The sequence below is a fragment of the Acidovorax sp. GW821-FHT10A04 genome, from assembly GCF_059415825.1.
Window position 1 is genome coordinate 117,466 of record NZ_JBWKNZ010000019.1, and the last position, 21,729, is coordinate 139,194.

At 68.8% G+C, this 21,729-nt stretch carries 22 protein-coding genes; 15 read left to right on the plus strand and 7 right to left on the minus strand.

Annotated elements, in window-relative coordinates:
• Positions 1 to 31 precede the first annotated feature (31 nt).
• Together AC07PF_RS29585 and AC07PF_RS29590 are read left to right on the plus strand one after the other, a co-directional pair.
• Positions 32 to 1,036 carry a tripartite tricarboxylate transporter substrate binding protein gene (locus tag AC07PF_RS29585; protein ID WP_494614284.1) on the plus strand — a complete coding sequence of 335 codons (1,005 nt, stop codon included), beginning with the start codon at positions 32 to 34 and terminating at the stop codon, positions 1,034 to 1,036.
• 77 nt (positions 1,037 to 1,113) lie between these two features.
• Positions 1,114 to 1,932: an amidohydrolase family protein gene (locus AC07PF_RS29590; RefSeq protein WP_494614285.1), complete on the plus strand. Its 819-nt coding sequence runs from the start codon at positions 1,114 to 1,116 to the stop codon at positions 1,930 to 1,932.
• Between the two features lie 9 nt (positions 1,933 to 1,941).
• On the opposite strand, the gene AC07PF_RS29595 is transcribed toward AC07PF_RS29590, so the two are convergent.
• On the minus strand, positions 1,942 to 2,547 hold the full coding sequence (locus AC07PF_RS29595; protein WP_007858917.1) for a DUF2242 domain-containing protein: 606 nt from the start codon (positions 2,545 to 2,547) through the stop codon (positions 1,942 to 1,944).
• Positions 2,548 to 2,969: 422 nt separating this feature from the next.
• Here AC07PF_RS29595 and AC07PF_RS29600 point away from each other — a divergent pair, with 422 nt between their 5' ends.
• Together AC07PF_RS29600 and AC07PF_RS29605 are read left to right on the plus strand one after the other, a co-directional pair.
• Positions 2,970 to 4,070, plus strand: coding sequence for a tetratricopeptide repeat protein (locus AC07PF_RS29600; protein WP_494614286.1), 1,101 nt, complete (start codon positions 2,970 to 2,972; stop codon positions 4,068 to 4,070).
• A gap of 202 nt (positions 4,071 to 4,272) precedes the next feature.
• Complete coding sequence (locus AC07PF_RS29605; RefSeq protein ID WP_494614287.1) at positions 4,273 to 5,580, plus strand: UDP-N-acetylglucosamine 1-carboxyvinyltransferase; 1,308 nt, start codon at positions 4,273 to 4,275, stop codon at positions 5,578 to 5,580.
• Between the two features lie 6 nt (positions 5,581 to 5,586).
• Here the strand turns inward: AC07PF_RS29605 and AC07PF_RS29610 are convergent, their stop codons facing one another.
• On the minus strand, positions 5,587 to 6,246 hold the full coding sequence (locus AC07PF_RS29610) for a hypothetical protein (RefSeq protein WP_494614288.1): 660 nt from the start codon (positions 6,244 to 6,246) through the stop codon (positions 5,587 to 5,589).
• A gap of 121 nt (positions 6,247 to 6,367) precedes the next feature.
• Between AC07PF_RS29610 and AC07PF_RS29615 the strand changes: the two genes are divergently transcribed.
• The 5 genes from AC07PF_RS29615 to AC07PF_RS29635 all read left to right on the plus strand — a co-directional run bounded on the left by AC07PF_RS29615 (position 6,368) and on the right by AC07PF_RS29635 (position 9,569).
• The gene (locus tag AC07PF_RS29615; protein WP_494614289.1) at positions 6,368 to 6,844 is read left to right on the plus strand and encodes a thermonuclease family protein; all 477 of its coding nucleotides are present in this window, start codon (positions 6,368 to 6,370) and stop codon (positions 6,842 to 6,844) included.
• A 115-nt stretch (positions 6,845 to 6,959) separates the two neighbouring features.
• Positions 6,960 to 7,466 (plus strand): pilin, encoded by a 507-nt coding sequence (locus AC07PF_RS29620; protein WP_494614290.1) that lies wholly within the window; start codon positions 6,960 to 6,962, stop codon positions 7,464 to 7,466.
• A gap of 92 nt (positions 7,467 to 7,558) precedes the next feature.
• The gene (locus AC07PF_RS29625; RefSeq protein WP_494614291.1) at positions 7,559 to 8,008 is read left to right on the plus strand and encodes a hypothetical protein; all 450 of its coding nucleotides are present in this window, start codon (positions 7,559 to 7,561) and stop codon (positions 8,006 to 8,008) included.
• Entirely contained in the window at positions 8,005 to 9,054 is a 1,050-nt protein-coding gene (locus AC07PF_RS29630; protein WP_471636925.1) for a type II secretion system F family protein, read from the plus strand. The genes AC07PF_RS29625 and AC07PF_RS29630 overlap by 4 nt, the downstream gene beginning before the upstream one ends.
• Positions 9,051 to 9,569 (plus strand): pilin, encoded by a 519-nt coding sequence (locus AC07PF_RS29635; RefSeq protein ID WP_494609799.1) that lies wholly within the window; start codon positions 9,051 to 9,053, stop codon positions 9,567 to 9,569. The genes AC07PF_RS29630 and AC07PF_RS29635 overlap by 4 nt, the downstream gene beginning before the upstream one ends.
• 15 nt (positions 9,570 to 9,584) lie before the next feature.
• Here the strand turns inward: AC07PF_RS29635 and AC07PF_RS29640 are convergent, their stop codons facing one another.
• The gene (locus AC07PF_RS29640) at positions 9,585 to 11,285 is read right to left on the minus strand and encodes a flagellinolysin (RefSeq protein WP_494614292.1); all 1,701 of its coding nucleotides are present in this window, start codon (positions 11,283 to 11,285) and stop codon (positions 9,585 to 9,587) included.
• A gap of 559 nt (positions 11,286 to 11,844) precedes the next feature.
• On the opposite strand from AC07PF_RS29640, the gene AC07PF_RS29645 reads away from it, so the two are divergent.
• The 3 genes from AC07PF_RS29645 to AC07PF_RS29655 all read left to right on the plus strand — a co-directional run bounded on the left by AC07PF_RS29645 (position 11,845) and on the right by AC07PF_RS29655 (position 16,226).
• Positions 11,845 to 13,119, plus strand: a complete 1,275-nt coding sequence (locus AC07PF_RS29645; RefSeq protein ID WP_494614293.1) for an MFS transporter — start codon at positions 11,845 to 11,847, stop codon at positions 13,117 to 13,119.
• 154 nt (positions 13,120 to 13,273) lie between these two features.
• Positions 13,274 to 14,839, plus strand: a complete 1,566-nt coding sequence (locus AC07PF_RS29650; RefSeq protein ID WP_494614294.1) for a DUF1800 domain-containing protein — start codon at positions 13,274 to 13,276, stop codon at positions 14,837 to 14,839.
• Positions 14,840 to 15,023: 184 nt separating this feature from the next.
• A complete protein-coding gene (locus AC07PF_RS29655; protein WP_494614295.1) occupies positions 15,024 to 16,226 on the plus strand; it encodes a DUF1501 domain-containing protein in 1,203 nt (400 codons plus the stop codon).
• 6 nt (positions 16,227 to 16,232) lie between these two features.
• Here the strand turns inward: AC07PF_RS29655 and AC07PF_RS29660 are convergent, their stop codons facing one another.
• Positions 16,233 to 17,150: a DHH family phosphoesterase gene (locus AC07PF_RS29660; RefSeq protein WP_494614296.1), complete on the minus strand. Its 918-nt coding sequence runs from the start codon at positions 17,148 to 17,150 to the stop codon at positions 16,233 to 16,235.
• A 120-nt stretch (positions 17,151 to 17,270) separates the two neighbouring features.
• Between AC07PF_RS29660 and AC07PF_RS29665 the strand changes: the two genes are divergently transcribed.
• Positions 17,271 to 17,738 carry a tellurite resistance TerB family protein gene (locus AC07PF_RS29665; RefSeq protein WP_494614297.1) on the plus strand — a complete coding sequence of 156 codons (468 nt, stop codon included), beginning with the start codon at positions 17,271 to 17,273 and terminating at the stop codon, positions 17,736 to 17,738.
• Positions 17,739 to 17,904: 166 nt separating this feature from the next.
• On the opposite strand, the gene AC07PF_RS29670 is transcribed toward AC07PF_RS29665, so the two are convergent.
• The 3 genes from AC07PF_RS29670 to AC07PF_RS29680 all read right to left on the minus strand — a co-directional run bounded on the left by AC07PF_RS29670 (position 17,905) and on the right by AC07PF_RS29680 (position 19,675).
• Positions 17,905 to 18,240: an ankyrin repeat domain-containing protein gene (locus tag AC07PF_RS29670; RefSeq protein ID WP_494614298.1), complete on the minus strand. Its 336-nt coding sequence runs from the start codon at positions 18,238 to 18,240 to the stop codon at positions 17,905 to 17,907.
• 25 nt (positions 18,241 to 18,265) lie between these two features.
• Complete coding sequence (locus AC07PF_RS29675) at positions 18,266 to 18,925, minus strand: tetratricopeptide repeat protein (RefSeq protein WP_494614299.1); 660 nt, start codon at positions 18,923 to 18,925, stop codon at positions 18,266 to 18,268.
• 99 nt (positions 18,926 to 19,024) lie between these two features.
• Entirely contained in the window at positions 19,025 to 19,675 is a 651-nt protein-coding gene (locus tag AC07PF_RS29680; protein WP_494614300.1) for a DUF6151 family protein, read from the minus strand.
• 129 nt (positions 19,676 to 19,804) lie between these two features.
• On the opposite strand from AC07PF_RS29680, the gene AC07PF_RS29685 reads away from it, so the two are divergent.
• Both AC07PF_RS29685 and AC07PF_RS29690 read left to right on the plus strand, forming a co-directional pair.
• Positions 19,805 to 20,554, plus strand: coding sequence for a pseudouridine synthase (locus AC07PF_RS29685; protein WP_494614301.1), 750 nt, complete (start codon positions 19,805 to 19,807; stop codon positions 20,552 to 20,554).
• Between the two features lie 70 nt (positions 20,555 to 20,624).
• Complete coding sequence (locus AC07PF_RS29690; protein ID WP_145699096.1) at positions 20,625 to 21,584, plus strand: nitronate monooxygenase; 960 nt, start codon at positions 20,625 to 20,627, stop codon at positions 21,582 to 21,584.
• The last annotated feature ends 145 nt before the right edge of the window (positions 21,585 to 21,729 follow it).

Sequence of the window (21,729 nt, forward strand, 5' to 3'; positions counted from 1 at the left end):
CGCCCCCGATCCCCCGCAGGAGCACCGCACCATGGCACCAACCACGCCCTCTTCCCATATCTCCCGCCGCAGGCTGCTGCAGGCCGCAGGCGCCACCGTGGCCGCCCCCTGGCTGGCGGCCGGCCACGCGGCCACAGTCGCCGGCGGCCGGCCGATCACGCTGGTGGTGAGCTATCCCGCAGGCGGCGGTGCCGACCTGATCGCACGCATCATCGCGCCGCGCCTGGCCGACACACTGGGCCAAAGCGTGGTGGTGGAGAACAAGCCCGGCGCCAGCGGCCAGCTGGCCGCCTCGCAGGTGGCGCGCGCCACGCCGGACGGCAGCGTGCTGCTGCTCGATGCCTCGTCCTTCGCGGTGAACCCTTCGCTGTTCCCCAAGCTGCCCTACGACAGCGCCAAGGCCTTCACGCCGCTGGCGGTGCTGGTCACCTTTCCCAACGTGCTGGTGTGCACGCCGGGCTTCTCTGCCAAGTCAGTCAAGGACGTGATCCAGCTGGCCAAGGCCAAGCCGGGCGAGATCACCTATGCCTCCTCGGGCAACGGCTCGGCCCAGCACCTGGCGGGCGCCATGTTCGAGGGGCGTGCGGGCGTGCAGCTGCTGCACGTGCCCTACCGCGGCGGCGGCCCGGCCATGACCGACGTGATGGGCGGGCAGGTGCCGCTGTTCTTCGCCAACGTGGCCTCGTCGCTGGGCCACATCCAGGCCGGCAAGCTGCGCCCGCTGGCCGTGACCAGCATGGTGCGCGCCCGCTCTCTGCCCGAGGTACCAACCATGGCCGAGGCCGGCGTGCCCGGCTACGAGGTGCTCGAATGGAACCCCCTGCTGGCCCCTGCCGGCATGGCCGCCGACACCCGGGCCACGCTGGTGGCCGCCGTGCGCAAGGCCCTGGCCGACCCCGAGGTGCTGGGCCGCGTGCGCCAGCTCGGTGGCGATGTGTTCGCCGACGCCTCGCAACAGACAGCCGGCAAGTTCATTGCCGCGCAGCAGGAGCAGTGGGCCAAAGTGGTGCGCGAGCGCAAGATCTCGGTGGGATAAGCCCCCGCCCGGGCAGCCGGCAGGGAGCGCGCACGCTTCGTGCATGCGCCACCGGCACGCCGCAGCGTGTGACTGAAATGACTTTTTCCACCTCTCCCCCTTCCCCCTCCGCCCTGCCCCAGGGTTGGGACACCCACGTGCACGTCTTCGACAGTGCCGCACCCGCGCAGGCCGGCCACTACCAGCCCGTGCACCGGCCGCTGGCCGATATCGAGGCGCTGGCCGCCGCGCATGGCGTGGGCCACCTCGTGCTGGTGCAGCCCAGCGTGTATGGCACGGACAACCGCGTGCTGCTCGATGCACTGGCCCGATCCAGCGGCCGCCACCGCGGCGTGGTGGTGCTGGACGGTGCCGTGCCCGATGCGGAGCTGGACCGCATGCACGCTCTGGGCGTGCGCGGCGTGCGCTTCAACCTCGTCTCGCCCGTGGGCAACGGCCCAGAGACCATGAAGGCCCTGGCCCCGCGTCTGGCCGAGCGCGGCTGGCATGTGCAGTGGTACGCCAACCCAGAAGACCTGGCCACCATCGTCCACCTGCACCAGGGCACGCCCGTGGCCTGCGTGCTGGACCACTTGGCCGGCCTGCACGGCCTGCTGCCGGCCGACGACCGCGCCTGGCAGGCCCTGGCCAAGCTGGCCGGGCAAGGCGCCTGGGTCAAGCTCTCGGGCTGGTACCGGCTGCAGGCCAGCGCGCCCTATGGCCTGCTGCACCCGGCCATCACCCGCGTGGCCGCGCACATGGGAGAACGGCTGGTGTGGGGTTCGGACTGGCCGCACACCTCCTTCGCGCCCGACGCGCTGCCGCGCTACGCCAGCGTGTGGGAACCCGTGGTGAATGCGCTGGGCCACGAGGCCGCGCTGCGCATCCGCGATGCCGGGGCGCGCCTGTACGCCTGAGGGGGCCGGCTACTCGTTGGCCTGGGCGGCCTCGTCGATGACCAGGTAGCGCCGCACCAGGTCGAAGAAGCTCTCGTAGAAGGTGTCCGCGGTGATGGTTTCGCTGCCCACGCGCACCAGCGATTCGCTGCTCGACGAGAACGGTAGCGACACGGACCCGATGGCACCCACGCCCAGGCTGGCGGAGTTGTTGGTCTTGCGCAGCGCAAAGCTGTCCTGGATGGCGGTAACGAAGCCCAGGCTGATCTTGCCGGTGGGCGACTCGGGCACGCAGACCACGCGGATCACCATCTGCATGTGCGTCTCGGTGCCGGGCTGGAAGTTCTTCTTGCCCTCCACCAGCTCGGCCGAACTGGTGTTGATGATGTAGCCCTGGCTGAGCAGTGCCCGGCGCGACGCCTCGCAGGTCTGCGCCGGCGTGGCGTCGAACAGGCGCGAGTAGGTGGCCAGGGAACCGAACTTCTCCTGCGGCGCCTGAGGCCCCTGGGTGCCGGTGGGCAGGGAAGCGCAGCCGGCCACGAACAGCGTGGCCGCAGCGGCCAGCGCCATGGCCAGCGGACGCAAGAAGCGCAAAAACAATGGCGAAGCAGACAGAAGGGACTTGCCCGAGGGCATCGGCGAATTCAAAGGCAGCACTCCGAAAGGGCGGGCATCGGCAGGCGGGTGTGGCTGTGAGACCCACGGCCGGCCGGTGGTTCCCCGCATTCTAAAAATGAAATTCGTCTGTGGGATGGCATCCCATTTCCGGTATCGAACGGACCGTTGGCCTGCACGGTTCTTGCCACATGATGCCATGCCGCTCTCATTTCGATAGCCGGCCAATGGCTGTGCGCGATGATTGGTGGTGACTGTTACAAATCCATGCCCAGCTGGCATGCATCCATTGCTGCACAGCAGCACAGTTACACATCCGGACATACAAAAAACCATTTACTACAAATACACTACACCCCATTGGGCCGGCGGCACCCTATGGGAGGGGCCGAAAGAGCAGCCCGGGAGGGCCGCGCCAGCGTGCGCGGTGAAGGACGAACTACGTGAACACCAAAGCTGGACCATCATCGCTTTCGCTGTCCCTGGAACCCATCGAAAAAGAGGGCGCGGCTGCAGCCGCCCCGTCCGCCGCTACCGGCCGCGTCTGCGCCCGCTGCAAGTACGCCCGCCTGTCCAGCGACACGGCACCCGACTGGCAGTGCCCCAGCTGCCACGTGGCCTATGACAAGGTAGATCCCCCCAAGCCAGCGGAACCCAAGGCCGCCGAAGCGCCGGCTCCGGCACCCGCCCCCTACATAGGCAAGGCCGCCCGGGCCCGCGCAGCCGCGGCAGAGGCCGCCGCAGCCGAAGCAGAAGCCAAGAAGAAAGCCAAGGCCCAGAAGAAGGCCCAGCGCGAACTGCCCGTGACCTGGATTGCGCTGGCACTGGCCGTGGCCATCGGCGGGGGCCTGATCGGCTGGAAGTTCCACGCCGACAAGGTCCGCGCACAGGAGCGCGCCGCCAAGGTCGAGGCCGACGCCCGCGCCGCCGAAGTGGCAGCGCAAAAGGCCGCCCAGGACCAGCAGGCGCGCATGCAAGCCCTGGAGAAGCAGGCCCGCCGCAGCAGCGAAGGGCCCGAAGCGGTGAAGGAACTGCAGGCCCTCGCAGAAAAAGGCGACCTGCGCGCCATGCTGGTGCTGGGCACCACGCTGCGCGATGGCCGCGGCGTCCCCAAGGACCCCGACCAGGCGATCCGCTGGCTGACCAAGGCATCCAGCGAGGGCTATTCCCTGGCCAGCGTCCAGTTGGGCTACAGCTATGAGCGCGGCCTGGGCGTGACCCAGCAGGCCGAGCAGGCCGAAAACCTGTACCAGCGCGCCGCGCGACAGGGCGACCCGTCGGGCCTGTACAGCCTGGGCCTGCTCTACTCCACGGGCCTGGACAATGTGGGCCGCCGCCCCGTGGCCGCCCACATGCTGCTGGACCTGGCCCAGCGCGCGCACAAGGAGCAGCAGCAGGACGACACGCTGGTGCCGCCCAACCGCGGCGCCTTCTGGGCGGCCGGCACCATGCGCCGCCTGGCGCCCGGCATGAGCATCGTGGAAGTGGCCGAAGCGAAACGCCTGGCCGACGCCTGGAAGCCCGGGCAGCCGTTCGGCTTCTAAACTGCCGGTTCGTCCGGGCCTCCGCTTTGGAGTGGTGGTTCTAAAGCCGAGCTGCTGAGCGGCAGATTACCGGCGGATACACGTGCCGTTGCGCGGCACGGGTACAGTGCAGGGCTTTCGCGGAGCGCAGCGCCAGCAGGCGCAGCGCCCGCGGTGCCTTTTTCCGCCCCGCTTGCCCTCCCCCTTTCTTTCCGGTTTCCCCATGTCCAACCTCATCGTCCACGGCGGTACGCCCCTGCGTGGCCGCATCACCCCGTCCGCCAACAAGAACGCCGTGCTGCCGGTGCTGTGCGCCACCCTGCTCACGCGCGAGCCGCTGCGCCTGCATGGCGTGCCCGACATCACCGACGTGCGCAAGATCCTCGACATCTTCCGCATGCTGGGCAGCAGCGTGCACCTGGACGAGGCCACGGGCACGCTCAGCCTGCACCACCAGGACACCGTGTTCGACCCCGCGCGGCACCGCCTGCCCGAGGAGATGCGCTCGTCCATCATGCTGATCCCGCCGCTCCTGGCCCGCTTTGGCGTGGCACGGCTCGAAGACAACGTCAAGGGCTGCACCCTGGGCGTGCGCGAGATCGACCCGCACGTGGAGGTGTTCCAGCGCTTTGGCGGCACGGTGGAGCGCGCCGAGGGCTCGCTGCTGGTGCGCAGCAGCAACAAGGGCGCACTCACGCCCACCGACCACTGGCTCGACTACGCCTCCGTCACCACCACCGAGAACTTCGTGCTCTGCGCGGTGGCCGCCAACGGCACCTCCACGCTGACGAATGCGGCGTCGGAGCCGCATGTGCAGGAGTTCTGCCGCTTCATGGTGATGCTGGGCGCGCGCATCGACGGCATCGGCACCTCGCGCATCACGGTGCAGGGCGGCGCGGCGCTGGGTGGTGGCGAGTTCCGCTTCGACGAGGACTTCCACGAGATCACCACCTTCCTGGCGTTGGGCGCCATCACCGGCGGCGACGTGGTCGTGCGAAACAGCGCGCCGGGCAACTTCCCGCTGATCGACCGCACCTTCGCCAAGTTCGGCGTGGTGGTCACGCACGAGGACGGCTGGTCGCGCGCCCACTGCCCCGGCCCGCTCAAGGTGCAGACCCCGTTCACCAGCAACGTGCTGACCAAGGTGGAGGCCGCGCCCTGGCCCTACTTCCCGGTGGACCTGCTGCCCATCTTCATCGCCCTCGGGGTGCGTGCGCAGGGCAACTGCATGTTCTGGAACAAGGTCTACGACGGCGCCCTGGGCTGGACCGGCGAGCTCTCCAAGTTCGGCGCCCACGTGTTCTCGTCGGACCCGCACCGCCTCATCACCTTCGGCGGCAACCCGCTCTCGCCGGCCCTGGTGGAGAGCCCCTACATCATCCGCGTGGCCATCGCCCTGTTCATGGTGGCGGCCAGCATCGAGGGGCGCTCGGAGATCCGCAACGCCGCGCCCATCCGCCGCGCCCACCCGCGCTTCGTGGAGAACCTGCGCAGCCTGGGCGTGAACGTGGAGTGGACCAGCGAGGAGTAAGGCCCGCTACCGGCGCCGGAACCAGAGCACCACGCCCAGGAACACCACGCCGGTGAGGATGGGCGACCAGGACATCAGCAGTTCCAGCCAAGTCGATTTGCGGATGCCCGACCAGACCTCGACCTGCACACGGTCGATGCGCAGGTTGCGCGACGATTCGAACTCCAGCGAGGGGGCCGCCATGCGGTCTTCCTTGAAGCTCACGCCCTTGGAGGCACCGACCATGGACACCGGCTGGCCCGCACGCGCGCCCTTGTGCACCAGCTCGGGCAGGAACGAGATGGGCGAGGGCCCCTCGAACTGCAGCCCCGTCTGCCAGCGCGAGCCGGCGTCGCCATCGGCCAGCGCCACGCCGGAGACCTTGACGACGATGGTGAAGGGGTTCTTGCTGGTCGGCAGCGACAGCTCGTCGCCGCGCCAACGCTCGGTCGCGGCATGGATGCCCGGGCCCTTGTCACCCGGGGTCTGGGCCTGCTTTTCCTGGAAGCGCTGGAACTTGGCCAGCGTCTCGGGCGACAGGTCGTAGGTCTTCTCCAGCGTCTTGCCATGGGCGCCGGCCTCGTCCCTGGCCTGCACGGAGGGCAGGGCGGCCACCAACGCCAGCACCGCCACGGCACCCCATCGCCACGCCTTGCCTGAATGGGCGGCGCAAATCACGCTACGCATCTGAAACTCCCCTTGTGCACTGTTGTCGTTCGTTGTGGGCGCGGCCCTGGTGCACCGCGCAGCCCGGAGTGTAGGAGACAATGCGCGGCCTTTTCACTGCCCGCCAGCCCCCTCCTGCCCCATGCCCCTGCCCGCCGCTGCCCTGCTCTGCCTCGTGGTCGCCATCAGCGACGGCGACACCCTCACCGCCCGCTGCGGCACGCCAGGACGCTACGCGCAGATGAAGGTGCGCATTGCGGCCATCGACGCGCCCGAACGCAAGCAGGCCTTCGGCCAGAAGTCGCGGCAGAACCTGGCGCAGATGTGCTTCAAGCGGCAGGCGGCGCTGCAGCCCATCGAGGAGGACAGCTATGGCCGCACGGTGGCCAATGTGCGCTGCGGCGGCACCGACGTGGCCACGGCCCAGGTAACGGCAGGCCTGGCCTGGGTGTACACGCCGTATGCGCAGCAGCACCCGCACCTGGCGCCGCTGCAGCGCCAGGCGCGTGCCCAGGGCGAAGGCCTGTGGGCCCAGAAACGCCCGCTGGCACCGTGGGACTACCGGCACCGGCACCAAAAACCCTACGGCCCCGTTGGGATCCGCGCCACCACCGGTTGAGACCACCTGGGCCGGCCATGGAATACTGGTCTTGTCGCCGCGCGTGTGGAAGAATCCGGCGCGCACCTACGGCCCCACCTTCCCATCCGCAATCCGCCCTCGTCGCACCACCTGCATGACCCGCCCCCTGCGCCGCGCATCTGCTGGCTTTACGCTCCTGGAGCTCATGTTCGTCACCGGGATCATTGGCATCCTGGCCGCCGTGGCCTTGCCCGCATACCAGGACTACCTTTTGCGAGCCCGCGTTGCGGAAGGCCTTGAGTTGGGCCGGGCCGCCCAGCAAAACATTGCCGAATACTATGACCGCTGGGGCGTACTACCCCGGGACAATGCAGCTGCGGGCCTGCCGGCACCGGCGCTCATGAAAGGCGCCTGGGTCGACGGCATCGACGTAGCACAAGGGGTGTTGTCGATCCGGTTTTCCGATGCCCTGGGCAAGGACCTTCCCAAGCCCGCCCTGCTGGTGATGCGCCCCGCCATCCGGGACGCTTCGCCCACCGCCCCATTGGCCTGGATATGCCAGAACGCCCCTTCTCCCGCAGGCACCCGCGTGGCACCGATGCCGGCGGCCCCTTCCTTGCTGGGGAACAAACACCTGCCTTCCGCATGCCGCCCCCGCTGATGCTGCGCCACCCAGCCTGGTTGCGTGAGCGGATGAAGCCGCTCGAGATTGCGATAAGTGCGCTCATCATCGCAAGCGCCGCAGCCGCATGCATGACCACGCTGTGGCCCTTGCGAGAAAAGGCCCATGCGATGGAGGCCCTGACCCTGCTGGGCGGTGCCCGGCTGGAAGCAACCCTGGACATCGCCATGCGCGGAACCTTGCAGGAGGCCGGCGCCCGCGCCCAGCCGCTGCCGATCAGCCAGTCAGCGGGCATGCTGCACGACCCCCGCGACGACGGCCGGTTGAAGGACATGCGGTACGAGCGGCTTGGGGACAGCGTGCGGGCCGCAGGCCAGTTGCGCAGCGGCGCACATCCCGTGCTGCTGGGCATGCGGCCGGCACTGCCCGACAACGCACCGGCCTGGACCGTGCTCTGGCTGTGCGGAGGCAAGCCCGTACCCGCTGGGTGGGCAACCCCCTACCCCGCCGCCATCAGTGGCATGGCCCCAGCAGAGACACCCGCGGCCTGCAGGGGCGCTGCCACCGACAGGAATCCATGAAGAAGAACCAAGACACCCTGCAGGACCAAGCGCTGCTGCTGCGCCATCTGGCGGCAGCCACACGAGCGGGCAGTGCCCTGCCGCCTGTCACACGCCTGCTGGCGCAAGACGCGCAATTGCCGCGCGCCACAAGGCGTGCCTATGCAGACACGGCACAGGCCCTGGAACAGGGCGCTGGGCTCGGCCAGGCCTTGCAGCAATTGCCCGCATTCTCCAGTCCCGACACTGCCGCCTGGCTCCAGGGCACCGAAGGACCGCACCAGCAAGCCGACACGCTGCAGGCACTCGCCGCAGACACGGAACTGCGCGTGCGCGGCCGCACCGATCTGGCACTGCTGCTGATCTGGCCCTCGTCCCTTGCGTCCGCGGCATGCGCGCTCTTTGTCTCCATGCTGATGTTCGTCGTACCGTCGATGCGCGAGGGCATGGAAGCCATCGGCCACGAACTGCCGGCCCTCACCCGTGCGGTGTTCGACAATGGCCCGCTGCAGTGGCTGCTGATCGGATGGCAGCCTGCCTTGATCGTGGCCTTGCTCCTGTTGTGCATGTTTGCAAGGCATTTGCCCGCTGGATGGACCAGGCGATTGGCCGATGCAGGCCACGCCTCGGGATTGACGCGGCGCCTGGGCAAGGCGGAGCTTGCCGTCCGCGCGCTGGCCATCCTGCGCGCATCGGCGGGCAGCAGCATCCAGCCCGCTGCAGCACTGGGCCACCTGGCCTCGACCACCGGACCGACCCCGCTCAAGAAAGCCGCTCAGGAGCTGCAGGCGGCCATCGCCGCCGGGCACAGCTGGAGCAAAGCGTTCGAGACTGCCGGGGTGCTGCCACAACGCTATGCGCTGCACCTGGCCGTGGCCGAGCAGGCCCACGACGCGAGCATGCCACTGCCCTATCTGCAAGCCTGGGCAGACACGGAATGGGCCGAAGCCTTGGCCCGCCTTGATCGCACCATCGTGTTCGCCCTTTATGCCTGCGTGGGCTCTCTCATCGGCACCTTGCTGGTGTCGATTTATCTCCCCATCCTGAAACTGGGCCAGATGCTATGACCGATCGCTTCCCACATCTGCCCACCTGCCGCAACCGGGGCTTCACGCTCATCGAGCTGATGGTGGTGATCGCGATCATCGGCATCATGGCCACGATGGCCATGCCGTCCTACCAGGACCGCATCATCCGCACCCAGGTCACCGAAGGCCAGAACCTGGCGGAGTTTGCCCGGCAGGCCGTGGGCACCCATTACGCCCGCACGAAATCGCTGCCAGCCAGCAACACGGCGGCGGGACTGCCGCCTGCCGACCAGATCATGGGCAACTACGTGACGCAGTTGGTGGTGGAGCAAGGCGCATTGCACATCCGTTACGGCAACCTGTCCAACCGCAACCTGGCCGGCAAGACGCTGACCTTGCGGCCCGCCGTGGTGGAGGGCTACCCGCAGGTGCCCATCGCATGGATTTGCGGACAGGCCGCCGTGCCGGAGAAAATGAAGGTCCATGGCAGCAACGCCACCGACCTGCCAGGCCACTTCCTCCCCCTTGAGTGCCGGGGCGCGCCCGTCTCCTGAACGCCCAGCCGCAGATCAGCGCAGCAACGCCAGCACGCCCTGCGGCAACTGGTTGGCCTGCGCCACCATGGCCGAGCCAGCCTGCTGCAGGATCTGCTGGCGGGCCAGCGTGGCGGTCTCGACCGCAAAGTCGGCATCGAGGATGCGCGAGCGGCTGGCCGACAGGTTCTCGCTGGCGTTGCCGAGGTTGGCCATGGCCGACTCCAGGCGCGAGGCCTGGGCCCCGATCACGGCGCGCTGGCTGTTGACGTAGTCGAGCGCCCGGTCCACCGCCACGATGGCCTGGGCGGGCGAGATGGTCACGTCCAGCGTGCTGCGCAGTCCCAGCGACGACAGGCCCATAGCGCCTATCGATGTTTCCAGGGTCTGGTTGGCATTGGCACCGATCTGGAAGACCTTGGTCGTCGTGCCGCCCCTGGACGTGGCGATGGTTTCGAAGGACTCTGCAAAGCCGTCCAGCACGTCGGTGCCCGAGCGGCTGCCGCTGTTGGGCACGGTGCTGGTGGCGGTCTTCACGTCGCCGCCGTCCACATCCTGCCCGCCGATGGCGCCGGTGTCGGCGTTGTTCAGGTCGAAGCCACTGATGAAGGCCGCGCCGTTGGCGGCGAACTGCGTCTTGAAGTCGGCGGCGCTGGCAAACTGCCCCTGCGAGGCATTGGCCAGCGCCTGGTCGAGCGTGGAGCCGGGGTTGGCGCTCAGGTAGGTGAGCACGTCCTTCACGCCCTCGCCGCCCGCCCCCTTGATGCGGCTGTGCATGTAGCGCACGGCGGAATAGCTCGATGAGTAGAACTCGCTGGTGTTCGAGGGCCCGTTGATGGCGGCCACCACGGCGGGCAGCCCGACATTGGCGATGTCGCCCTTGACGCGCTCGTCCGCCCCCTGGATGAACTCGGCCGTGCCCTCGGCAAACCACAGGTTGTTGCTGGTGATGTCCTGCCAGTTGGTGCTGCGCGCCATCACCGCGTGCACCATCTCGTGGGCGATGATGCGGTCGTTGTAGTACGGGGCGTTGCCCCCGTCGGGGAAATTGGGCGGCACGAAATCGGCCATGTCCACCTGCAGGGTCAGGTTGGTGCCGCGCCCCTGGCCATCGAAGCCCGTGGCCTGTACGTAAGCGGCCACTCCGCCCGCGCCATCGGTGTAGCCCGTGTACTTCACCGCCAGCGCCGCCCCATCGGCCTTGATGCCGTAGAGCTTGCTGATCAGCGTCTCGCTGCTCTCCAGCCAACTGCCCACGCTGGTCATGCCGTCGAACACGGCCAGCAGGTTGGCGTCCCCCACCAGGCTGCCGCGGCTGGGGTCGAACACGTTCATGCCATTGAACTGCGCCGTGCTGGCGGTGCGGTCGATTTCGGAGGCCAGCTGCGCCACCTCGGCCTGGATGGCCTGCCGGTCGCTGGCGCTGTAGCTGCCATTGGCGGCCTGCACGGCCAGTTCGCGGATGCGCTGCAGGCCCGAGGCAATGGTGCTGATGGCGCCCTCGGCCGTCTGCAGCAGGGAAATGCCGTCGTTGGCATTGCGCGCCGCCTGGTTCAGGCCGCGGATCTGGCTCGTGAAGCGTTCGGAAATGGCCAGGCCGGCGGCATCGTCCCGGGCGCTGTTGATGCGCAGGCCCGAGGACAGCCGCTGCAAGGAAGTCGCCAGAGCGCTCTGCCCCACGCTCAGGTGGCGCTGCGCGCTCAGCGACATCACATTGGTGTTGATGCTCAACGCCATGGCATGCCCGAAGAAGAACTCCTGACCGACCTAAGAACGTGTTTGCGATCTTTTCGGGGCCGCGTTGGGGCGCAATCGGGATGAGTGGATGCATCGGATGCGCCGCATGGGCTCGTGCCCATGCAAGCAGCCGGGGCGTCCAATCGCCCGATTTCGCCCCAACCCTTCGGGCAAGTGCCTTGCCGGGCGGTCTGCGGCGTTGCGGTGCTTGCCAATAGCCAGCTATTGGCTGCACCCCGCGCCTTGCATCCCATCCCGAAAAGGGACTTGCGTGGCCCCGTAAAGATCGTAAACACGTTCTAACAGGCAGGGCTGCGCACGCGCCGCCGCTGCCGGGGCTGGCCCCATGCCGGCCCCTTCTTTTTCGGTTATCGGCGGATGTAACAGGAACTTTCGGGTTTTTTTGGGGGCCAGTCGGTCAGGCAGCCTTCAGCAGCCCCGGCGCAAAGCCGGTAGCATCGAGCCCCCGGTACAAACCCTGATAGGCTGGCCTGGCACCGGCCCAGCGCAGCGTTCTGCGGCCCGCCCGCCCCGCGCCAATCCCTTTTCCGCACCTCCCGTGTCCCAACCGTCCCCGACCTCCACCCCGCTCCCGGCAGGCCAGCCCGCCCCCAGCGTCTACCGCCATGGCGGCTTCCTGGCCTTCCTGTCCGCCCGCCTGATCGCCGTTTTCGCCACCCAGGTGCAGGCCGTGGTGGTGGCCTGGCAGGTGTACGACATCACGCGCGAACCGCTGGCCCTGGCCTATGTGGGGCTGGCGCAGTTTTTGCCCATGCTGTGCCTGCTGCTGCCGGCCGGCGACCTGATCGACCGCTTCGACCGCCGGCGCATCCTGGCCATCAGCTGGGCCGTGGGTGCCGTCTGCAGCGCGCTGCTGTGGTGGCTGTCGGGCCATGGCGCCACGGGCGTCCATGGCATCTACGCGGTGCTGGTGCTGTTCGGCTGTGCGCGCGCCTTCTCGGGCCCGGCCATGCAGAGCCTGCTGCCGCAGATCGTGCCGCGCGAGCAGCTGGCCCAGGCGATTGCCGCCAACAGCATGCTGATGCGTGCGGCCAGCATCGGCGGGCCGCTGCTGGGCGGCATGCTGTACGCCGTGGGCGGCGGCGAGCTGACCTATGCGCTGTGCTTCGTGTGCTTCGCGCTGGGCGCCGCGCTGCTGGCGCGCGTGGCCGTCCCCTACGCCACGCCCCCGGCGGCGGCGCAGGGCAGCATGTGGCAGCGCTTTGGCGCGGGCATCGGCTTCATCCGCTCGCGCCCCATCATCCTGGGCACCATTTCGCTGGACCTGTTCGCCGTGCTGCTGGGTGGCGTGGTGGCCCTGCTGCCCATCTACGCGCACGAGGTGCTGCACGTGGGCCCCGCCGGCCTGGGCGCACTGCGCAGTGCCATGGCCGTGGGCGAGGTGGGCGCCGGGCTGTACCTGAGCATGCGGCCCTTCAACCGCAAGGTGGGGCAGACCATGTTCATCGCCGTGGCCATCTTCGGCGCAGCCAACCTGGTCTTCGCACTGTCCACGCTGTTCTGGCTGTCCTTTGCGGCCCTGCTGGTGGCGGGTGCCGCCGACATGGTGAGCGTGTACATCCGCGGCGCGCTGGTGCAGTTCTCCACGCCCGACGAGATGCGCGGGCGCGTGAATGCGGTGAACATGCTGTTCATCGGCTCGTCCAACGAGCTGGGCGAATTCCGCGCCGGCACCAGCGCCGCCTGGCTGGGCGTGGTGCCTGCTGCGGTGCTGGGCGGCATCTGCACGCTGGGCGTGGTGGGCGCGTGGACGCTGGGCTTCCAGCAGCTGCGCAAGGTGGACAAGTTCGAGGAAGCGGCGAAGGCCCGCTGAGCCTGCGCGCACGCCGTGCGCACAACTGCTCACAACCTGCAGGGCATTTGTTTCGCCCGCGTAAAACCCGCTAAAGGCCCTTGCCTTGGCCCGACAGCAGGCGCAGCATGGTGCCATCGCCCCGGCTTCGATGGGGTCGACGGAAGACCGCAGCATGCTCCTCCCTGGCGTTTTCTCCAGCCCCCCGATCAACCGCCGCCAGTGGCTGGCGCTGACTGCCCTGGGCGCCTCGGCCAGCACCGTACCGGCCTGGGCGGCGGCGCCTTCCCTGGCTCCTTCGGACACCCCTGACGAGGCCTTGCGCGCACGCTGGATGGACCGCATCACCTGGGGCTGCACGGCCCAGGGGGCCCAGGCACTGGCCGGCATGGGCCGGCAGGCATGGCTGACCGCCCAATTGCACGGCCCCGCCAGCGCGCCGCTGCCGGCCGCGGCCCAGGCGCAGATCGACGCCATGGCCATCAGCCACACCCCGTACGAGGCCCTGGCCCTCCAAATGGACGCGCGCCAGCGCGAGGCCCGCGCCCTGCCCACCGAGGACGAGCGCAAGGCCGCGCTGGAGGCCTGGCAGAAGGACATGCGCCAGCTGCAGCGCGAGGCCAGCCAGCGCTTCGTGCTGCGTGCGCTGTACTCCCCGAGCCAGTTGCGCGAGAGGATGACCTGGTTCTGGATGAACCACTTCAACGTCTTCGCCGGCAAGGCCGACCTGCGTGCCAGCGTGGGCGACTACGAGGAGCGCGCCATACGCCCGCACGCGCTGGGGCGCTTTCGCGACCTGCTGGGCGCCGCCACGCGCCACCCCGCCATGCTGCGCTACCTGGACAATGCGCAGAATGCCGCCGGCCGCATCAACGAGAACCATGCGCGCGAGCTGATGGAGCTGCACACCCTGGGCGTGGGCGGCGGCTACAGCCAGCAGGACGTGCAGGAACTGGCGCGCGTGCTCACGGGCGTCGGCATCGGCATGCGCCCGCTGGACAGCGAGCCCCCGCGCATGAAGCCTGCGCTGCGCGCCCACTACGTGCGCCAGGGGCTGTTCGAGTTCAACCCCCAACGCCATGACTGGGAGGCGAAGACCCTGCTCGGCCAACCCATCCGCACCCAGGGCCTGGCCGAGCTGGACGAGGCCCTGGACCGCCTGGCCCGCCACAGCGCCACGGCCCGCTTCGTCACGCGCAAGCTGGCCGTCTACCTGGTGGGCGATGCGCCCGCGCCCGCGCTGCTCGACACCCTGGCGCGCACCTTCGAGCGCAGCGATGGCGACATCGCGGCCGTGCTGCAAGCGCTGTTCCAGTCCAGCGACTTCCAGGCCTCGCTGGGCCAGCGCTTTCGCGACCCGGTGCAGTACCTGCTGGCCGGCGCGCGCCTGGTGCATGGCGAGCAGCCGGTGCTGGCCAGCACCGATCCCCTGCTGGGCTGGCTGCAGCGCCTGGCAGAGCCGCTGTATGGCCGTGCCACGCCCGACGGCTACCCGCTCGATGCGGCCACCTGGTCGGGCTCGGGCCAGATGAGCACGCGCTTCGAGGCGGCCCGCGCGCTCGGTGCGGGCGCCCTGGCGCCGGGTGCTCGCATACCACCGCCCGCGCTGGCGCAAACGCCCTACCTGCGGCAGATCGATGCCACGCTGGCACCCGCCACACGGGCCGCCCTGGCCCAGGCCCAATCTCCGCGCGAGTGGAACCTGTTGTTCCTCTCCTCCCCCGAATTCATGCACGGCTAGAGATGGAGTACATCCCCCTGAGTCGCTTCGCGCCTTCCCCCTTCTCTCGACCCGCTACGCGGTTCGGGAAGGGGGACGCAGCCAGTGCGGCGGGGCGGCCCTTGCACGGCTGCCCTGGCCTAGGACGTGCGAATTCAGGCGCAACAGTCGATGCCATGCGCCCCCTGTCATTGAAAGGACAGCGATGTTGAGAAGGCACTGCCTGCAAGCCCTGGGCGCCAGCGCCCTGGGCCTGGCCACCGCCCAGGTGGCCGCCGCCCCGCGCGCGGGCGATGCACGCCTGCTGCTCGTGTTCCTGCGGGGCGGGTACGACTGCGCCAGCCTGCTTGTGCCCACCGGCAGCAGCTTCTACTACGAGAGCCGGCCCAATATCGCGATTGCCCGCCCCGGGCAGGAGGGTGGTGCGCTGGAACTCACCAGCGACTGGGGCCTGCACCCGGTGCTGGCCGAGTCGATGCTGCCGCTGTACCAGCGCCGCGAGCTGGCCTTCGTGCCCTTCGCGGGCACGGACGACCTCTCGCGCAGCCATTTCGACACGCAGGACAGCATCGAGCTGGGCCAGCCCCTGGGTGGGCGGCGTGACTATGGCTCGGGCTTCCTGAACCGGCTGGCCGCCGAGCTCGGTGCCAGGCGCACCACGGCCGCCCCCATGGCCTTCACCAGCACCCTGCCGCTGGTGCTGCGCGGCACCGTGGACGTGCCCAACACGGCCTTGGCCGCTGCGGCCGGCAAGGCCGCCGTGGACGAGCGCCAGGCCGGGCTCATCGACATGATGTACCGCAGCACCCCCCTGGCGCGCCCCGTGGCCGAGGGCTTTGCCACCCAGGGCGAGGTGGCGCGCAGCATGCAGGGCGAGGTGGACGCGGCCAGCCGCAATGCGCTGAGCACCCGGGGCTTCGAGGGCACGGCACGGCGCATGGCGCGGCTCATGCAGACGCGCTACCACCTGGGTTTTGTCGACGTGGGCGGGTGGGACACGCATGTCGGCCAGGGCAACGCCACGGGCGCGCTGGCCAACCGTTTCGAGGAGCTGGGCCGGGGCCTGGCCGGCTTTGCCGACGAGATGGGCCCCGCGGCCTGGAAGAACACCGTGGTCGTGGTGGTCAGCGAGTTCGGCCGCACCTTCCGCGAGAACGGCAACCGCGGCACCGACCATGGCCACGGCACCGTCTTCTGGGTGCTGGGCGGCGGCGTGGCGGGCGGGCGCATGGCGGGCGAGCAGCAGGCGCTGACGGCCGCCACGCTGTTCCAGGACCGCGACCACCCGGTGCTCAACGACTACCGCGCCGTGCTCGGCGGGCTGTTCGGGCGCATGTACGGGCTGAACGCGACCGCACTGGCGCGCGTGTTCCCGGGCGCACGCGCGACGGACCTGCGGCTGGTGTAGGGAACCTCAGGCGTTCAGCACGCCGCTCAGCAGCTCGGGCAGGCGCTCGATCTTCATCTTGAAGCCGCAGGCCTGCGCATGGCCGCCCCCGCCCATGCTTTCGGCCAGGGCGATGCAGTCGAAGTTGCGCTGCGAGCGCAGGCCCGCCTTCACGCCCTTGGCACCGGCGCTCCACATCAGCGCAAAGGTACCGGTCTGGGCCGAGAGGATGTCGCCCACCAGGCTGTGGAACATGCCGGGCGCGTTGACCATCAGCCCCTCGATGCCGTTGAACACCAGGGGCTGCGCGCCCTCGGCGATGTCGGCGCAGAGCTTCTTGTATTTCTCGTCCATGGCCGATCCGCGCGCCATGAAGATTTTCAGCGCTTCGGGCGTGAAGGAGGCAATCTCGCGCCAGCGCTCGAAGGTCTGGGTTTCCATGTCCAGCGCCGAGAGAAAGGCCGCGCTTTCCGGAAATTCCCATTTCCAGATGTCGCGGTCTTCCACGTACTGCAGCAGCGCGGGCACGGGCTGGTGCGGGTGGAAGAACTCCCAGGCCAGGCGTGCGCCCGACTTGTCCATGTCGAAATGCACCACACCGCAGCGGCAGGCAAAGCCGGTGAGCTTTTCGGCCGCGCTCTTGTGGTGGTCGAGCATCACCAGCCGTGCCGCGCGCTCGTCGATGGCCGAAAGGATCTCGGCCGAGAACGAGAAATCAAGGATGTAGACCGAGCGGCCGTCCAGGGCCGGCAGGTCGTCCACCGACTGCACGTCGCCATGGTCCAGCCCCAGGTACTCGGCCTTGTCGCCGTAGTACAGCCAGGCCGCGAGCGCGGCGCCAAAGCCGTCCGGGCAGTTGCGGCCGTGGTAGAGCACCAGGGGCGAGGGGTCGTTCACATCGGGGGCAACCAGCAGCTGCAGGGGAAGAATCGTTTTTTTCATCATTGCCGCCAATTGTCGCCGGGCTGCAAGACAGGGGGAACCAATACATTGCACCCGGCTCCATCGGGCATGGCACGCAGCATTCTCTCGCGCATATTCCACCCCCACCCTTTTGGCCGGCACATGTTCCAGACCCTCAAAGAACTGTTCGACAGCTTCACCGCCCCGTTCTCTCCCGAGGCCTCCCCTGCCGAGCGCGCGCATTCCGTGCAGCTGGCCGCCGCCGTGCTGCTGGTGGAAGTGGTGCGCGCCGATGCCTCCATGGACGAGGCCGAGCGCGCCGCCATGGTGCGCGCCCTGCGCGAACGCTTCAGCCTGGCCGATGACGAGATCGAGCGCCTGGTCGAGCTGGCCGTGGACACGGCCAAGACCGCCTACGACTACCAGCGCTTCACCGGCAACCTCAACGACCACTTCACCCAGCCGCAAAAGATCGAACTCGTCGAGGCGATGTGGCAGGTGGCCTATGCCGATGCCCGCCTGGACGAGAACGAGATGCACGCCATCAGCAAGGTGGCCGGGCTGCTGCACGTGACGCACGGCGAGTACATCGCCGCGAAGATGCGCGCCAAGGAAGCGGCTGGCGTCTGAGAGGCTGAGAGTCTTTCGTCCATGCCCGCTGTGCACGCCAAAACACCCCGGCTCGTCGTTGCAAATGCTCGCCATAGCCCAAGCTATGGCTGCGCTTTGCGCCTAGATCCAGTGCGTTTTGACGCGCCCCTCGGACACGGCTAAAAAATTCTCAGCCTCTGAGCCGCTATACCGGCAACCAGCGCCACCAGAAAGGTGTCTTCACCTCGCGCGCTCCACGCTCCTGCAACAGTTGCACGAACTCCTTGCGGCCGTGGCGCTTCGCGGCCTGCAATGGCGTCATGTCGTCGAACTCCGAGCGCAGCCCTGGGTCCGCACCGCTGTCCAGCAGGTAGCGCGCCATGGCATCGTGCCCGTGGACCAGGGCCGCCACCAGCGGCGTGCACAGGATCTCGGGGTGCTGGTAGTTGGGATTCACGCCCGCGCTGATGTGGTGGCGCACCAGCGCCAGATCGCCGGCCACGGCGGCGGCATACATGTCTTTCCAATCGCCTGCGGACATGGGTGGTTTCTCCCTGCTTGAAAAATCAGCGTGGCTTGCGGTACTTGGCGGCGTACTCGGCAGCCAGCTTGCGCGCGGCCGCCTGGCCCTTGGCATCCAGGATGGACAGCAGCTGCGCCCGGTTCTTGATGGCCTGGGGTTCACCCGCACTGGCCGGCATATCGATCCAGGCAAAGGCCTGCACATAGTCCTGCGGCACGCCATGGCCCTGGGCGAAGAGCAGGCCGTACTCGTTCTGCGCGGCCAATGAGCCGGCCTCCGCAGCCTTGCGGTACCAGTGCGCGGCCTTCTCGTGGTTCTGGGGAACGCCCACGCCCATGCGGTAGGACTGGCCCAGGTCGAACTGCGCCTGCACGTCGCCCTTCTCGGCGGCCAGCGTGGCGTAGTGCTGCGCCCGCTGCATGTCTTTCGGCACGCCATCGCCTTTGGAGTACATGAGGCCCAGATTGGCCATGGAGGGCGTGTAGCCGGCGTCCGCCGCCTCGGTGAACAGCGCGGCGGCTTTCTTCACGTCCTTGCCCACGCCCTGGCCGGTGTAGTAAAGGCTGGCCAGCATGTGCTTGCCGGCGGCATCGCCGGCATTCGCCGCGGCGCTGAATTCCTTGAAGGCGGTGGCGTAGTCCCCCTTGCCGTAGGCGGCGATGCCATCGTTCACGGCAGCGAGGGCAGTGGCGGAAAAGGACATGGCGGCAACTCCCAAGGTCAGGGCGGCAGCAAGGGCACGCGGGGTCATCATCGGCATGGGCTCCTTCGGCTATTGGGGCGCATTCTGGCACGCCGTGGACTATGCGGTGGCCTCCACCGCCGCCATCGCCCGGGCATGCTCGGCCGGGCTCAGCACCTGCACTGCAGCGACCGGCACGCCCGCACCATCGAAGAACGGCGTGCGCCGGTAGCTGCCGGTCAGGCGCGATGCCGCTATGCGCGGCATGAAGCCCAGCAAGGCCTTGGCCTGCTTCCACCCACTCAGTCGGGGCGGCGTGCCGCCCTTGGCACCGGCCGTCTCCAGATGCATCTGCACGGGCCGGAAGGCAGGCGGTGCCAGGGTTTCGCCGCCCGGTGTGCGCAGGCAGCTGTGCACCAGGCCCACGTAGGGCATGCGCCAGTCGCGCCCGGTATTGGCCAGGGGCGTGTGGCAGCAGCGCGCGTACCAGCGCAGCAGGCCCTTGCCGGTCAGCGACACGCAGGCCAACTGGTCCGTGCCGCCCGTGAACGACACATGGCGCGCATGCGTGCCAACGACCTCGGTGCCTGCCAGGGCATCGAGCACCGCATCCGCCTGGCCCAGGTGGTGGGCATAGGCCTGGCAGTCGCGGCAGTAGCACACGGCGTGCAGGGCCGAGTGGGTATCGGCCACCTCGCCGGTGACCTGGCCGCACCGGCATTGGAAACGGTGGGGGTGCGGCGGATGGCTGTTGCGGGTGTTGTCGTTCATGGACCTTCTGTCTCCCTTGTTTGTTCCCATTTTTCCCAGGCTCCTGGCGCCAGCTTAGCGCGCCTGCTGCCAGAATCTGTCAGTTGTCTGCGCCGTCTCTTTTTTCCCTTCCCCCCTCCTCCCTTCTCCATGCCTGCATTGCACATCCTCTGGCGCGACGAGCACCTCGTCGCGGTCTACAAGCCTGCGGGCTGGCTGGTGCACCGCACGGGGCTCGATGCGGGCGAGACGCGCTTCGTGATGCAGACCCTGCGCGACCAGTTGGGCCAGCACGTGTTTCCCGTGCACCGGTTGGACAAGGGCACCTGCGGCGTGCTGGTGATGGCGCTGCACAGCGATGCGGCGCGCGCGCTGTCGCAGGCCTTCGAGCACCAGGCCACGCACAAGCGCTACCTGGCCATGGTGCGTGGCTTTGCACCGGCGGCGGTGGAGGTGGACCACGCCCTCAAGCCCGATGACGCCCCGGCCGACGCGGCGGTGCAGGAGGCACACACGCGCTTTCGCACCCTGGCGCAGCTGACCCTGCCCGAGTCCAGCGACCCACGCTTTGCCAGCACCCGTGCCTCGCTGGTGGAGGCCGTGCCCACCACCGGTCGGCGCCACCAGATCCGCCGGCACCTCAAGCACCTGGCTCACCCCATCATCGGCGATGCCACGCACGGCAAGGGGCCGCTCAACCGATGGTGGGCCGAGCGCCTGGGCCTGCAGCGGCTGTGGCTTCATGCCTGGCAGCTGCAGGTGCCGCACCCGGTGACGGGCCAGGCGCTGGTGTTCGACAGCGGCCTGCGGCTGGACACCGGCGCGGTCCAGGAGGCCGAGCCCACCGCCGACTGGCAGCGCCTGCTGGCCGGGAGGCCCTGGTCCACCACGGCCCCGTAACGCGGGCGACATGCGGCGGGCACAGGGCCCCGAATAATGGGTTTTCGCAAGAACAACGGAGACCGACCGCATGACCACCCCGACCACCAGCACAGGCAACCGCGTCCTGGCCCACACGGGCGCACGCTACCCCATCATCCAGGCCCCCATGGGCTGGATCGCGCGCACGCAATTGGCCTCGGCGGTCTCGCGCGCCGGCGGACTGGGCATCATCGAGACCTCGTCGGGCGAAACGGCCAACTGCCAGGCCGAGATCACGAAGATGCGCGCCCTCGGCCTGCCCTTCGGCGTGAACCTACCCATCCGCTTCCTCAAGGACGACGCCATGCTGCGTTTTGTCTGCGCCTCGGGCGTGAAGTTCGTCACCACCTCGGCCGGCAGCCCCGCCAAGTTCATCGCACCGCTCAAGGACGCCGGCATCACCGTCTACCACGCCGTGCCCACGCTGGAGGCCGCGCTCAAGTGCGTGGATGCCGGCATCGATGGCCTGGTCGTGGAAGGCGGCGAAGGCGGCGGCTTCAAGAACCCTGAAGAGGTGTCCACCCTGGTGCTGCTGCAGGCCATCCGCGCACGGGTCGATGTGCCGCTGGTCGCCGCCGGCGGCATCTGCGACGGTCGCGGCATGGCCGCGGCCTTTGCCCTCGGCGCCGAGGCGGTGCAGATGGGCACGCGCTTCGTGAGCTGCGCCGAAAGCCCGGTGCACGCCAACTACAAGAACGCCATCGTGGGCGCCAGCACCACCGGCACCTGGATGCTCAACACCCGCGCCAGCCCGTGCATCCGTGCGCTCAAGTCCGAGCGCACCGCGGCCATCCACGCAGCCGGGCTGATGCCGGCCGACAGCTTCGAGGGCATCCAGCGCGTGTACTTCGACGGCGACATGGAGGCAGCGCCTGCGCTGGCGGGGCAGACGGCGGGGTTGATCGATGGGGTGAAGACGGCGCAGGAGATCATTGACGATACGGTGGCGGAGTTTTTTGCCATCGTGGAGCGGATGGGGGCTATGGGGGTGGCGCGGGCGTTTGGGTGAGGGGGCTGTTCGTGCTTTGATTGATGTTCGGTTTCTGTGGTTGCTGCGGTGTTTTGATTGATGGAGGGGGCCGGGATGTGCGCCCGGCGGCGCACCTTCTTTCTTTTGCGTCGCCAAAAGAAAGAAGGCAAAGAAAAGGCGACCC

What these genes read in the sequence shown, in the direction of transcription:
- AC07PF_RS29650 (WP_494614294.1), top strand. Translation starts at nt 13,274, where the DNA reads ATGCTCCTCCCTGGCGTTTTCTCCAGCCCCCCGATCAACCGCCGCCAG.
- AC07PF_RS29655 (WP_494614295.1), top strand. Translation starts at nt 15,024, where the DNA reads ATGTTGAGAAGGCACTGCCTGCAAGCCCTGGGCGCCAGCGCCCTGGGC.
- AC07PF_RS29635 (WP_494609799.1), top strand. Translation starts at nt 9,051, where the DNA reads ATGACCGATCGCTTCCCACATCTGCCCACCTGCCGCAACCGGGGCTTC.
- AC07PF_RS29675 (WP_494614299.1), bottom strand. Translation starts at nt 18,925, where the DNA reads ATGTCCTTTTCCGCCACTGCCCTCGCTGCCGTGAACGATGGCATCGCC.
- AC07PF_RS29660 (WP_494614296.1), bottom strand. Translation starts at nt 17,150, where the DNA reads ATGATGAAAAAAACGATTCTTCCCCTGCAGCTGCTGGTTGCCCCCGAT.
- AC07PF_RS29630 (WP_471636925.1), top strand. Translation starts at nt 8,005, where the DNA reads ATGAAGAAGAACCAAGACACCCTGCAGGACCAAGCGCTGCTGCTGCGC.
- AC07PF_RS29670 (WP_494614298.1), bottom strand. Translation starts at nt 18,240, where the DNA reads ATGTCCGCAGGCGATTGGAAAGACATGTATGCCGCCGCCGTGGCCGGC.
- AC07PF_RS29690 (WP_145699096.1), top strand. Translation starts at nt 20,625, where the DNA reads ATGACCACCCCGACCACCAGCACAGGCAACCGCGTCCTGGCCCACACG.
- AC07PF_RS29680 (WP_494614300.1), bottom strand. Translation starts at nt 19,675, where the DNA reads ATGAACGACAACACCCGCAACAGCCATCCGCCGCACCCCCACCGTTTC.
- AC07PF_RS29620 (WP_494614290.1), top strand. Translation starts at nt 6,960, where the DNA reads ATGACCCGCCCCCTGCGCCGCGCATCTGCTGGCTTTACGCTCCTGGAG.
- AC07PF_RS29585 (WP_494614284.1), top strand. Translation starts at nt 32, where the DNA reads ATGGCACCAACCACGCCCTCTTCCCATATCTCCCGCCGCAGGCTGCTG.
- AC07PF_RS29610 (WP_494614288.1), bottom strand. Translation starts at nt 6,246, where the DNA reads ATGCGTAGCGTGATTTGCGCCGCCCATTCAGGCAAGGCGTGGCGATGG.
- AC07PF_RS29640 (WP_494614292.1), bottom strand. Translation starts at nt 11,285, where the DNA reads ATGGCGTTGAGCATCAACACCAATGTGATGTCGCTGAGCGCGCAGCGC.
- AC07PF_RS29685 (WP_494614301.1), top strand. Translation starts at nt 19,805, where the DNA reads ATGCCTGCATTGCACATCCTCTGGCGCGACGAGCACCTCGTCGCGGTC.
- AC07PF_RS29595 (WP_007858917.1), bottom strand. Translation starts at nt 2,547, where the DNA reads ATGCCCTCGGGCAAGTCCCTTCTGTCTGCTTCGCCATTGTTTTTGCGC.
- AC07PF_RS29665 (WP_494614297.1), top strand. Translation starts at nt 17,271, where the DNA reads ATGTTCCAGACCCTCAAAGAACTGTTCGACAGCTTCACCGCCCCGTTC.
- AC07PF_RS29625 (WP_494614291.1), top strand. Translation starts at nt 7,559, where the DNA reads ATGACCACGCTGTGGCCCTTGCGAGAAAAGGCCCATGCGATGGAGGCC.
- AC07PF_RS29615 (WP_494614289.1), top strand. Translation starts at nt 6,368, where the DNA reads ATGCCCCTGCCCGCCGCTGCCCTGCTCTGCCTCGTGGTCGCCATCAGC.
- AC07PF_RS29590 (WP_494614285.1), top strand. Translation starts at nt 1,114, where the DNA reads ATGACTTTTTCCACCTCTCCCCCTTCCCCCTCCGCCCTGCCCCAGGGT.
- AC07PF_RS29605 (WP_494614287.1), top strand. Translation starts at nt 4,273, where the DNA reads ATGTCCAACCTCATCGTCCACGGCGGTACGCCCCTGCGTGGCCGCATC.